The sequence below is a fragment of the Pseudomonas sp. KU26590 genome, assembly GCF_026153515.1.
GTDB lineage: Bacteria > Pseudomonadota > Gammaproteobacteria > Pseudomonadales > Pseudomonadaceae > Aquipseudomonas.
Genome location: NZ_CP110644.1, coordinates 72400 through 85326, shown reverse-complemented (window position 1 = coordinate 85326; position 12927 = coordinate 72400). Strand labels below are relative to the sequence as shown.

Annotated in this window: 9 protein-coding genes; 8 read left to right on the top strand and 1 reads right to left on the bottom strand. The window is 60.0% G+C overall.

The features are described 5' to 3' along the window. The first annotated feature begins 601 nt into the window (after window positions 1–601). From OKW98_RS00335 to OKW98_RS00305, 7 genes are all read left to right on the top strand, one after another. Window positions 602–1960 carry a glutamine synthetase family protein gene (locus OKW98_RS00335; protein ID WP_037016227.1) on the top strand — a complete coding sequence of 453 codons (1359 nt, stop codon included), beginning with the start codon at window positions 602–604 and terminating at the stop codon, window positions 1958–1960. A gap of 92 nt (window positions 1961–2052) precedes the next feature. Next, on the top strand, window positions 2053–3417 hold the full coding sequence (locus OKW98_RS00330; RefSeq protein ID WP_265387514.1) for an aspartate aminotransferase family protein: 1365 nt from the start codon (window positions 2053–2055) through the stop codon (window positions 3415–3417). A gap of 73 nt (window positions 3418–3490) precedes the next feature. Next, the gene (locus OKW98_RS00325; protein ID WP_265387513.1) at window positions 3491–4588 is read left to right on the top strand and encodes a polyamine ABC transporter substrate-binding protein; all 1098 of its coding nucleotides are present in this window, start codon (window positions 3491–3493) and stop codon (window positions 4586–4588) included. Window positions 4589–4858: 270 nt separating this feature from the next. After that, a complete protein-coding gene (locus tag OKW98_RS00320) occupies window positions 4859–5953 on the top strand; it encodes a polyamine ABC transporter substrate-binding protein (RefSeq protein WP_265387512.1) in 1095 nt (364 codons plus the stop codon). Window positions 5954–6009: 56 nt separating this feature from the next. Next, window positions 6010–7152, top strand: a complete 1143-nt coding sequence (potA, locus tag OKW98_RS00315; protein WP_074889771.1) for a polyamine ABC transporter ATP-binding protein — start codon at window positions 6010–6012, stop codon at window positions 7150–7152. After that, a complete protein-coding gene (locus OKW98_RS00310) occupies window positions 7149–8069 on the top strand; it encodes an ABC transporter permease subunit (protein WP_265387511.1) in 921 nt (306 codons plus the stop codon). Before potA ends, OKW98_RS00310 begins: the two co-directional genes overlap by 4 nt. Next, window positions 8066–8956 (top strand): ABC transporter permease subunit, encoded by an 891-nt coding sequence (locus tag OKW98_RS00305; RefSeq protein WP_265387510.1) that lies wholly within the window; start codon window positions 8066–8068, stop codon window positions 8954–8956. Before OKW98_RS00310 ends, OKW98_RS00305 begins: the two co-directional genes overlap by 4 nt. A gap of 441 nt (window positions 8957–9397) precedes the next feature. On the opposite strand, the gene OKW98_RS00300 is transcribed toward OKW98_RS00305, so the two are convergent. Then, window positions 9398–11797, bottom strand: a complete 2400-nt coding sequence (locus OKW98_RS00300; protein ID WP_265387509.1) for a penicillin acylase family protein — start codon at window positions 11795–11797, stop codon at window positions 9398–9400. A gap of 165 nt (window positions 11798–11962) precedes the next feature. Here OKW98_RS00300 and OKW98_RS00295 point away from each other — a divergent pair, with 165 nt between their 5' ends. Beyond that, window positions 11963–12904, top strand: a complete 942-nt coding sequence (locus OKW98_RS00295; protein WP_265387508.1) for an alpha/beta hydrolase — start codon at window positions 11963–11965, stop codon at window positions 12902–12904. The last annotated feature ends 23 nt before the right edge of the window (window positions 12905–12927 follow it).

Sequence of the window (12927 nt, the reverse complement as noted above, 5' to 3'; positions counted from 1 at the left end):
TCAGTCAATCCGAAAGGCCAGACGAAGTCAAGGGAGCCCTGTTTTGCCCTAAAAGGGCGCCAAAAAGCCATTTTCGCCGCACTTTAGGGCAAATGTTGTGCGCCGAACCTCATGCAAACTGCGGGTTTGAGCAGGGCGTGTTTTATTTTTTACGGGCGTGTTGTGGAAAAAAATGAACAACGCTAAGCTCGATTGCAACCCATAACAGCAATAATACCGGGGGTCTCATGCTTCGCCTTCCGCTGATCGGCCTTACCGCCTGCACTCAGCCATTCGGGCACCTGCTTTTCACATCACACGCTTTCAGTGTAGCGGCTCAGCCAGCACGCCGGGCACTGCGCATGCCTCAGCGCGGCACCTCGACACCTTACTCTCTATCCGCGCAGCGGTTCCAGCGGGCGCGTCTTTTGCTTCGGCTGACCTACCCGGCCCAGGCCGTCTGCGGCATCCACCGCCGCGCGTTTTGCACGAGCACGACTATCGTTGAGTCTTCCAGGCATTTGGCGATGCCTGCTGAAAACGAGCAGCATCGTAACGCCAGCGCTTCAAAGAACGCCTGACCGCCATGACGGCGACCAGGAATTAAAACCCTGAGGTATTTATGAGTACCAACCTCGACCAGCTCACCGATTGGTTGAAAGAACACAGGATTACCGAAGTCGAATGCATGATCGCCGACCTCACCGGTATCACACGGGGCAAGATTTCACCGACCAACAAGTTCATTGCCGAAAAGGGCATGCGCTTGCCGGAGAGCGTACTGCTCCAGACCGTGACGGGCGATTACGTCGAAGACGACATCTACTACGAATTGCTGGACCCTGCAGACATCGACATGTTCTGCCGTCCTGACCAGAGCGCGGTGTTTCTGGTGCCCTGGGCCATCGAGCCGACTGCGCAGGTGATTCACGACACCTACGACAAGCAAGGCAATCCCATCGAGCTGTCCCCGCGCAACGTCCTCAAGAAAGTCCTCAAGCTCTATGCCGATCAAGGCTGGCAGCCGATCGTGGCGCCGGAGATGGAGTTCTATCTGACCAAGCGCAGCGACGACCCCGACTACCCGCTGCAGCCGCCGGTGGGTCGCTCGGGTCGTCCGGAAACCGGCCGTCAATCGTTCTCCATCGAAGCCGCCAACGAATTCGACCCCCTGTTCGAAGACGTCTACGACTGGTGCGAACTGCAAAACCTCGACCTGGACACGTTGATTCACGAAGACGGCACCGCGCAGATGGAAATTAACTTCCGTCACGGCGACGCGCTGTCTCTGGCCGACCAGATTCTGGTGTTCAAGCGCACCATGCGCGAAGCCGCCCTCAAACACGATGTGGCCGCAACCTTCATGGCCAAGCCCATGACCGGCGAGCCCGGCAGCGCGATGCACCTGCACCAAAGCATCATCGACATCGAGACCGGCAAGAACATCTTCTCCAATGAAGACGGCACGATGAGTCAGCTGTTCTTGCAACACATCGGTGGCCTGCAGAAGCTGATCCCCGAGCTGTTGCCGCTGTTTGCGCCCAACGTCAACTCGTTCCGCCGCTTCCTGCCGGACACCTCTGCGCCGGTGAACGTGGAGTGGGGCGAAGAAAACCGCACCGTTGGCCTGCGTGTGCCGGATGCCGGCCCACAGAACCGTCGCGTGGAAAACCGCCTGCCCGGCGCCGATGCCAATCCGTATCTGGCCATCGCCGCGAGCTTGTTGTGCGGTTTCATCGGCATGGTCGAGGGACTCAATCCCAGCGCCCCCGTGGTCGGCCGTGGCTACGAGCGTCGCAACCTGCGCTTGCCGTTGACCATCGAAGACGCCCTGGAGCGCATGGAAAACAGCAAAACGGTCGAAAAGTACCTCGGCAAGAAATTCATCACCGGCTACGTCGCGGTCAAGCGCGCCGAGCACGAAAACTTCAAGCGTGTGATCAGCTCGTGGGAGCGGGAATTCCTGCTCTTCGCCGTCTGACGTCACGGGGCGTCGCCATATCCGAGCCAGATTCGAGTGGATCACCAGCGGATCCACGGCGCCCCACACGCGATACCTGAATGGAGTGATTCATGAGTTCCAGCAACCCGCAAACCCGAGAATGGCAAGCCCTCAGCAGTGATCATCACCTGGCGCCGTTCAGCGACTTCAAGCAACTGAAAGAGAAAGGCCCGCGGATCATCACCCACGCCAAGGGCGTTTACCTCTGGGACAGCGAAGGCAACAAGATTCTCGACGGCATGGCCGGGCTCTGGTGTGTCGCCATCGGGTACGGTCGCGAAGAGCTGGCCGACGCTGCCAGCAAACAGATGCGCGAGCTGCCTTACTACAACCTGTTTTTCCAGACCGCTCACCCGCCGGCATTGAAACTGGCCAAGGCCATTTCCGACATCGCCCCTGAGGGCATGAACCACGTGTTCTTCACCGGTTCAGGCTCCGAAGGCAACGACACGGTGTTGCGCCTGGTGCGTCACTACTGGGCGATCAAGGGCCAGCCGAGCAAGAAAGTCATCATCAGCCGCGTCAACGGTTACCACGGGTCAACCGTCGCCGGCGCGAGCCTGGGTGGCATGACCTACATGCACGAGCAGGGCGATTTGCCGATCCCGGGCATCGTGCATATTCCGCAGCCTTACTGGTTCGCTGACGGCGGCGACATGACGCCCGAGGAGTTCGGCGTCTGGGCAGCGGAACAGCTGGAGAAGAAGATTCTCGAACTGGGCGTGGACAATGTCGGCGCGTTCATCGCCGAGCCGATTCAGGGCGCCGGCGGCGTTATCGTTCCGCCCGACACCTACTGGCCGAAGATCAAAGAGATCCTCGCCAAGTACGACATCCTCTTTGTGGCCGATGAAGTGATCTGTGGTTTTGGCCGCACCGGGGAATGGTTCGGCAGCGATTACTACGACCTCAAGCCTGACCTGATGACCATTGCCAAGGGCCTGACCTCGGGCTACATCCCCATGGGTGGCGTCATCGTGCGCGACGAAGTGGTCAAGGTGTTGAACGAGGGCGGCGACTTCAACCACGGCTTCACCTACTCCGGTCACCCGGTAGCGGCAGCGGTGGGTCTGGAGAACATCCGCATTCTGAGTGAAGAAAAGATCGTCGAACGGGTGAAGTCTGAAACGGCACCCTATTTGCAAAAGCGTCTGCGCGAGCTGAGCGATCACCCGCTGGTGGGTGAAGTGCGGGGCGTCGGCATGCTGGGCGCGATCGAACTGGTGAAAGACAAGGCCACTCGGGAGCGTTATGTCGGCAAAGGCGCAGGCATGATCTGCCGCACTTTTTGCTTCAATAACGGCCTGATCATGCGGGCCGTTGGCGACACCATGATCATCTCGCCGCCACTGGTGATTACCTTCGCCGAGATCGACGAGCTGATTGAAAAGGCGCGCAAGTGCCTGGACCTGACGTTTGAGTCATTGCAGGGCTGAATTTTTACCGGGAAATTGCCAGACTGTCCGCCGTCTAGACGCCGCTTACATAAAAAACACTGGAGCCGTACGAATGAAGAAATTTGGCAAAACCCTCCTGGCCTTGTCCCTCATGGGCGCAGTGGCCGCCGCTGCACACGCCGATGACAAAGTCCTTCACGTCTATAACTGGTCCGATTACATCGCACCGAACACCATCGCCGACTTCGAAAAAGAGTCGGGCATCAAAGTGGTGTACGACGTGTTCGACAGCAACGAGACCCTGGAAGCCAAGCTGCTGGCCGGTAAATCGGGTTACGACATCGTCGTTCCGTCCAACAACTTCCTGGCCAAGCAGATCAAGGCCGGCGTCTATCAGGAACTGGACAAGTCCAAGCTGCCAAATTACAAAAACCTCGACCCTGCCTTGTTGAAGGCTGTGTCGATCAGCGACCCGGACAACAAGCACGCCTTCCCGTACATGTGGGGCTCGATCGGCATCGGCTTCAACGCTGAAAAGGTCAAAGCTGCGTTGGGCGCTGATGCACCTGTCAACTCGTGGGACCTGCTGTTCAAGCCAGAGAACGCTGCCAAGCTGAAAGGCTGCGGGATCAGCTTCCTCGACTCGCCAACGGAAATGCTGCCCGTGGCGCTGCATTACCTGGGCCTGCCGACCGACAGCCAGAAGAAGGAAGACCTGCAGAAGGCCGAGGATCTGTTCAAAAAGATCCGTCCTTCGATCACCTACTTCCACTCGTCCAAGTACATCTCGGACCTGGCCAACGGCAACATCTGCGTAGCCGTGGGTTATTCGGGTGACGTCTACCAGGCCAAGGCGCGCGCTGAAGAAGCGGGCGGCAAGGTCAAAGTCAGCTACAACATTCCGAAAGAAGGTGCAGGCAGCTTCTACGACATGGTCGCCATCCCGAAAGATGCCGAAAACGTCGAAGGCGCCTACAAGTTCATGAACTTCATCCTGCAACCGAAGGTGATGGCTGAAATCACCAACTCCGTTCACTTCCCGAACGGCAACAAGGCGGCAACCGAGTTCGTCGACAAGGACATCACCTCTGACCCGGGCGTTTACCCGCCAGCGGACGTTCTGGCCAAGTTGTACGCGATCGCCGACTTGCCAGCGGCGACTCAACGCCTTATGACCCGCAGCTGGACCAACATCAAATCGGGTAAATAAGCCTGACCGGGTGCGTCGTCCTTTACGGCGCACCCTGTAGGAGCGCGCTTGCCCGCGATTACGGTGTCTCGGCCGACATCAATGTCGTATGTGCCCAAGTCATCGCGGGCAAGCGCGCTCCTACAGTTCACGCTTCGAGATGGCATTCACAAAAAGTTTTTTTGCGAGAAGGGTTTATCGAAGGTAAGTTGCGCGCCGGATGTGTCACAGGCAGTCGTCACTGTCATCGGTACGGGCAACAGGCCCACCTACTAAAAAAGGACTGCACACGTGTCTATTTCTTTATTTTCAAAAGGCTTGCTACTCGGCGCCGGGCTTACCCTCGCTGCCGGTGCCTACGCGGATTCTACCGTTCGCATTTATAACTGGTCCGATTACATCGGCACCACAACGCTGGAGGACTTCACGTCCACCACCGGGATCAAAACCAAGTACGACGTTTTCGACTCCAACGAGACCCTGGAAGGCAAGCTGCTGGCCGGCCACACCGGGTATGACGTGGTTGTGCCGTCCAATCATTTCCTGGGCAAACAGATCAAGGCCGGGGCGTTTCAGAAGCTCGATAAATCGCAGCTGCCCAACTACTCCAACCTCGACCCTGAACTGCTCAAGCGCCTGGAAAAGAACGACCCGGGCAACCAGTACGCCGTGCCGTATCTGTGGGGCACCAACGGCATCGGCTACAACGTCGACAAGATCAAGGAAGTGCTGGGCGTCGACACCATCGACTCGTGGGCCATTCTGTTCGAGCCCGAGAACATCAAGAAGCTGCAAAAGTGCGGTGTTGCGTTTCTCGACTCGGCTGACGAGATGATCCCCGCAGTCCTGAATTACATGAAGCTGAGTCCGAACAGCACCGACGAGAAAGACTACAAAGCCGCCGAAGCCAAGCTGCTCAAAGTCCGCCCGTACGTGACCTATTTCAACTCGTCCAAATACATCACTGACCTGGCCAACGGCGACATCTGCATCGCGGCCGGTTTCTCCGGTGACGTCTTCCAGGCCAAAGCCCGTGCCGCAGAAGCCGGCAAGGGCGTCAAGATTGCCTACTCGATTCCGAAAGAGGGCGGCAACCTGTGGTTCGACATGCTCGCCATCCCGTCGGATGCGCCGGACGTGAAGGCCGCCCACGCGTTCATCAACTACATCCTCAAGCCCGACGTGATCGCCAAGGTCAGTGACCAGGTGGGTTACGCCAACCCGAACCCGGCTTCGGGTGCGCTGATGGATCAGGACATTCGCAACGACGAGGCGGTTTATCCTTCGAAGGAGATACAGGCGCGCCTGTACGTCAACTCTGAGCTGCCGCCGAAGATCCAGCGCGTCATGACGCGCAGCTGGACGAAGATCAAAACCGGTAAATAAAGACCTTGGCGCCCGGCCGCATTGGCCGGGCGCAAAAACAGTTGGGAGTTTCACCCATGGCAGTTGCCTCCGGCGCCTACAAGAAATCCCTTGAGGGTGGTCAGCAACCGAAACAGGTGCTGGTCAAAATCGATCGGGTCACGAAGAAGTTCGATGAGACGATTGCTGTGGACGACGTGTCTCTGCAGATCAACAAGGGTGAAATCTTCGCCCTGCTTGGCGGCTCCGGCTCGGGGAAATCGACCCTGCTGCGCATGCTCGCCGGCTTTGAACGCCCGACCGAAGGCCGCATTTACCTCGACGGCGTCGACATCACCGACATGCCGCCGTACGAACGTCCGATCAACATGATGTTCCAGTCCTACGCGCTGTTTCCGCACATGACCGTGGCGGACAACATCGCCTTTGGCCTCAAGCAGGACAAGTTGCCCAAGGCCGAAGTCGAGGCGCGCGTGGCCGAAATGCTCAAGCTGGTGCAGATGACCCAGTACGCCAAGCGCAAGCCCCATCAGTTGTCCGGCGGCCAGCGTCAGCGTGTGGCGCTGGCGCGTTCGCTCGCCAAGAAGCCGAAGCTGCTGCTGCTCGACGAACCCATGGGCGCACTGGATAAAAAACTGCGCTCGCAGATGCAGCTGGAACTGGTGGAAATCATCGAGCGCGTCGGCGTGACCTGCGTGATGGTGACCCATGACCAGGAAGAGGCCATGACCATGGCCGAGCGCATTGCGATCATGCACCTGGGCTGGATCGCGCAGATCGGCAGCCCGATCGATATCTACGAAACGCCCACCAGCCGCCTGGTCTGCGAATTCATCGGCAACGTCAACCTGTTCGACGGTGAAGTCATCGAAGACATGGAAGGCCACGCGCTGATCAGCAGCCCTGAGCTCGAGCGCAAAATCTATGTCGGCCACGGCGTCACCACGTCGGTGGAAGACAAGCGCATCACCTACGCGCTGCGTCCCGAGAAGTTGCTGGTGACCACCGAGCAGCCGTCGTTCGAGCACAACTGGTCCCGGGGCAAGGTTCATGACATCGCCTATCTGGGCGGTCACTCGGTGTTCTACGTGAAGCTGCCGTCGGGCAAGCTGGTGCAGTCGTTTGTCGCCAACGCCGAGCGTCAGGGCACCCGTCCGACCTGGGACGACGAAGTCTTCGTCTGGTGGGAAGATGACAGTGGCGTGGTATTGCGCTCATGAAAATCCGAAAAATAAAACGGGCTTTCAATCGAATAAAACCCACCGGGCGCCAGGCGGTTATTGGCGTGCCGTTCCTGTGGCTGTTTCTGTTTTTCGCGCTGCCGTTTCTGATCGTTATCAAGATCAGCTTCGCTGAAGCGGACGTGGCGATTCCGCCGTACACCGAGATCTTCACCTTCGTCGAGCAGAAGCTCGACATCGTCCTCAACTTCGCCAACTACGCGCTGCTGACCAGTGACGATCTGTACATCTCGGCGTATCTGGGCTCGTTGAAGATGGCGTTCATCAGCACCCTGCTGTGCCTGTTGATCGGTTATCCGATGGCGTATGGCATCTCCATCGCCCGCAAAGAAATGCAGACGGTGCTGTTGCTGTTGATCATGATGCCGACCTGGACCGCGATCCTGATCCGCGTTTACGCGTGGATGGGCATCCTCAGCAACAACGGCCTGCTCAACGCTTTCCTGATGTGGCTGGGCGTGATCAGCGAGCCGTTGCAGATCCTCAACACCAACCTGGCGGTGTACATCGGCGTGGTCTATTCGTATCTGCCGTTCATGATCCTGCCGTTGTACGCGAATCTGGTGAAGCACGATCAAAGCCTGCTTGAAGCCGCGTCGGACCTGGGTTCGAGCACTTTCAACAGCTTCTGGAAAATCACCGTGCCGCTGTCCAAGAACGGCATCATCGCCGGCTGCATGCTGGTGTTCATTCCGGTGGTGGGCGAGTTCGTCATCCCGGAACTGCTGGGCGGCCCCGAGACGCTGATGATCGGTAAGGTGCTCTGGCAGGAATTCTTCAACAACCGTGACTGGCCGGTAGCGTCGGCGCTGGCGGTGGTGATGCTGTTGATCCTCATCGTGCCGATCATTCTGTTCAACCGCAGTCAGGCCAAAGAGCTGGAGGGCAAGGCATGAGAGGCTTCCGATTCTCGAACCTGATGTTGGTATTGGGCCTGATCTTCATCTACGCGCCCATGGTCATTCTGGTGATCTACTCGTTCAACGCCTCCAAGCTGGTGACGGTCTGGGGTGGATGGTCGGTGAAGTGGTACGTTGGCCTGCTCGACAACACCCAACTGATGAGCGCGGTCATGCGCTCGCTGGAAATCGCCCTGTACACCTCCGTTGCGGCGGTGGCGCTGGGCACCATGGCGGCCTTCGTGCTGACGCGCATCACCCGCTTCAAGGGCAAGACGTTCTTCGGCGGTCTGGTCACCGCGCCACTGGTGATGCCTGAAGTGATCACCGGTCTGTCGCTGTTGCTGCTGTTCGTGGCGATGGCGCAGTTGCTCGGCTGGCCCGAGGAGCGCGGGGTCGTCACCATCTGGATCGCTCACACGACGTTCTGTGCGGCGTATGTGGCGGTGGTGGTGTCGGCGCGCCTGCGTGAGCTGGACATGTCCATCGAAGAGGCGGCAATGGACTTGGGTGCGCGCCCATGGAAGGTGTTCTTTTTGATCACCATCCCGATGATCGCGCCATCGCTGGCGGCGGGGGCGATGATGTCCTTCGCGCTGTCGCTGGATGACCTGGTGCTGGCGAGCTTCGTCTCCGGTCCGGGCTCGACGACCCTGCCGATGGAAGTGTTCTCGGCGGTGCGCCTGGGCGTGAAGCCGGAGATCAACGCGATTGCCAGCTTGATTCTGCTGGCCGTGTCGATCGCGACCTTCCTGGTCTGGTTCTTCAGCCGCCGCGCAGAAAACAACCGCAAACGCGCGATCCAGCAAGCCATCGAAGAAGCCGCGGCAGACGGCTGGAAACAGCCCGACATACGCCGTGCGAAGGTGGTCGAGTCGGTTTGATCCAGCGCTGCATCAGGTGGGATGTTCAGCTATTCCGATGGATGTACGCGATGCTGTTAGTGGGACCGGCTTTAGCCGGGAAGAGGCCGGTGAGTGCGCTGTAGATGCTGCGGTGTAACGCCTGACGCCTTCCCGGCTAAAGCCGGTCCTACAGTCGAGTTCACTCTCGCTGCATGATCTCACTGGACGGATGCATTCCTCTGTAGGAGCCGGCTTGCTGGCGAACGCGGTTGATCATTCACCGCTGCGGTGTCTGGTCCAATGCATTCGCCAGCAAGCCGGCTCCTACGGGGCTGATACCGGCCGTTGATCGTTCCCACGCTCTGCGTGGGAATGCATCTCCTGACGCTCCGCGTCACAGCGATTGACGCGGAGCGTCCCGGGCGGCATCCCCACGCGGAGCGTGGGGACGATCATCACTGCCACAGTCCTGCCGGGGGGTTATCGCCCCGGCACTAACCTCAACACTTCTTTGCTGTTCCCCGCCACATCCCCTTCACTGAACCGCTCCGGCACGTAGTCGCCTTTGATGTAGCGCTGCGCCTGGTCGGCGTAGTGCTTGTCGAACAGCACGCCGCTCTGGCCCACCGGGTTGATCCCCAGCGCGTGGGCCGGGTCGGCGAAGTCGATGAGGCGGCGCGTCGATGGCCCGTAAGTCACCGGCCACGGCGCGGGGCCCATCCCCGCTGACAGGTTGTTCGGCACCTCATGGGTACCGGGCGCCGCGAACGGCCCGACATTGAACAGCATGTCCAGCGGCGGCTGCTTGCCCAGCGGATGTTCGTGGGTGAGCGTGTGCGCCTTGCCCCACGTCCATTCATCAGGGTTCTGCCCGTACAGCGATTTCAAATGCGAGACCGCTGCATGCCAGGCGACCTTCACCGTGTTGTCGCGGCTCTCGGGCTCTCGAGAATGGCGATTGTTCCACCATGGCGAATTCGCGTCGGCCGCCAGTCGCGGCAGCGCCAGGTCAATGAGGCGGGTCGACAGCAGCGTGGTGAACAGCCCGTCGCTCAGCTCGTCATGGAAAACCTCATCGGTCAGGTTGAACAGGAACTGATTGAACAGCGTCGCCCCCACCGAATCCACGGAGTACTCACCGTTCCACGCCGCCATCCGCTCCAGCAGATCGTGCTCCTCCGGCTCGCTCACCACCCGGCGCAGTACCGGAATCAACGGCGTCAGAATCTGCGTGGCGTAATCCGTCCGGGTGCCGAGCTGCAGCGCCTTGCTGTTCTCCAGATTCCATTTCACCTTGGCATCGCTCAACTGACGATCCAGTTGGCGGCCGCGCTCGGGAAGATTGTAATAGCCCGGAATCTCCATTCCCGTAGGCGACACCGGCTGGAAGTTCGCCGAGACGATGTAACCCCGCGCCGGGTTTTCTTCCTGCGGGTTGGCGGTGAAAGGGTAGAAGCCGTTCTTGTCAGCCTGTTCGGAGCTGCCATCGAGAATAAACGTCGGATTCACCCCCGCAGGCCGCTTCGGCAGTTGCGCCGCAGCCCACCAGCCGATATCGCCCTTGGCGTTGGCGTAGACGATGTTCAGGCCCGGCGACTGGATCTTCTCGGCGGCGCTGCGCATCTTCTCGAGCGTGTCTGCGCGGTTGGCTTCATAGAAGCCCTGCAGGATCGGGTTGTCCGACTCAAGGAACGACCACCACATCGCAATCGGCGTACCGCTCGGCTGTTGCGCAGCAGGGGCGCCCAGCGCGTCATTGACGATCGGGCCGTGGGGAGACTGGCGCAGGGTGAGCGTGACGGGGGATTCGCCCTTGACCTCGATCTGCTCGGTACTAGACGTCATGTCCACCCAGGCGCCGTGGTACCAGACTTGATTGGGATTGTCGGGGTTGGTCTTCTCGGCGATCAGGTCCAGATCATCGTTCTGGAACATGGTCAGGCTCCATCCAAAGTCCAGGTTGTGGCCGAGCAGCGCGAAGGGGTTGAGCGCCTGAAAATGCCCGTACAGCTCAAAACCCGGGGCGGTGAGCTGCGCTTCGTACCAGACCGACGGCACCGAAAAACGAATGTGCGGATCACCCGCCAGCAGCGGTTTGCCACTCTGGGTGCGGCTGCCGGACACCGCCCATGCATTGCTGCCCTCGAACTGCGGCAGGCCGGCTTTCTCCAGCGCCTGCTGGCTGAGCAGTGCCAGGTCATTGAGGCCTTTCCAGTCGTTGCTCGTCAATGCAGGAGACTGGCCAAGGCCCCCTTGCGGCTGCCAGCCCATGTCGAAGATTTTCAGGTATTCCGGGCCCAGTTGATCCCGCACATAGGTCATCAATGGCTCAGTGCGAAACGCCGCCGCGAAGCTGTAAGCCAGATAACCGCCGACGCTGAGGGTGTCCTGCGCCGTGAACGGTCGCTCGTGAATGCCCAGCACGTCGAACTCGATCGGTTTGGGATGCGTGGCCTGATATTGATTGATGCCATCGAGATACGCTTGGAGCGCCTTCCACGCCGGCGTGTTTTTGTCCTGGCGTGCGACGTAGGCATCGGCGTGCTCGCGGATACGCAGGCTGCGGAACAGCTTGTCGGTGTTGACCAGCTTGGGGCCAAGGACTTCAGCCAGCTCGCCGCGTGCCAGCCTGCGCAGGATTTCCATCTGGAACAGGCGGTCCTGGGCGTGAACATAGCCCAGGGCGCGATACAGATCGTCCTGGTTGTCGGCACGAATGTGCGGCACGCCGCGTTCGTCGTAACGCACGTTGACCGTGGCCTGCAGCCCGGTGAGGGGCATCTCGCCATTGCGGACCGGCTGCTTGCTGTGGATGTACCAGGCGCCCGCGCCCCCGATGAGCACCAACACTGTGACGACGACGTAAAGGCTGCGTTTCATCCGGGGGCTCAAATGAGAATCGTGAAGGTTTTGCAGGCTACAGATTTGTCTCGCGACTGGGTAGACGGGCCGCCCATGGATTTAGGCCGCGTACCTTGCCACGCCGCAGCGGACAGATGACACTTCCGTGCGGCCGCTTCCTACACACCCTCATCTGGAATTCCGATGTCCGACACGTTCGACCCCGATCACCTGCGTGCTGAGCTGTTGCCGCTGAGCGCGTCGCAAGCGCCCTCTGCAGAGGCGCAGGCTTATCAGCGTTTCTACGGTTTGAACGCGCTCGGCCCGAATGGCGCGATCAGCAGTCGGATCGGGCGCGTTGAGGTGGGCGGTTACGACATCGTCACGCAGCTGTGGATGCCCGATCAGCCGGTCGGCACGCTGGTGCTGATGCACGGCTTTTACGATCACGTCGGGCTGTATCGGCACGTCATTGACTGGGCGCTGGGGCTTGGGCTAGCGGTGATTGCCTGCGACTTGCCGGGCCATGGGCTGTCCAGTGGAGCGCGGGCGAGCATTACCGACTTCGCGGAATATCAGGCGGTGCTGGATCGGCTTTTTGTCGAAGCCGACATTCTAAATCTGCCCAAGCCGTGGCACCTGTGCGGACAAAGCACCGGCGGCGCGATTGTCATCGACCACGCGCTTCATCACGGCGACGCCAGCCCGGCGCAGGGTCAGATCATCCTGCTGGCGCCGTTGGTGCGGCCGCGTGGCTGGGCCCTGTCGAAACTCAGCTATTACCTGCTGCGCGGCTTCGTCAAAGCCATTGACAGACGCTTTAGCGAAAACTCAAACGCCCCGACCTTTCTGCCTTTCCTGCTGGCGGATCCGTTGCAGCCGCGACGCCTGCCCACAGTCTGGGTGGGCGCGCTGGCGAAATGGATCGAGCGCATCGAACGCGCGCCGCGAAGCCGCCGCAGCCCGTTGATCGTGCAGGGCGAGTCGGACATGACCGTGGACTGGAAACATAATCTGCCGGTGCTCAAGGACAAGTTTGATGAGCCGCAGATCTTCATGCTGCACGAAGCGCGGCACCATCTGGTCAACGAGTCACCCGAGTTGCGCGCACGGTTTTTTGAGTTTCTGACGCAGCGGATGGGGTAGGGCGCCAAGGGCAGGCTTGCCGG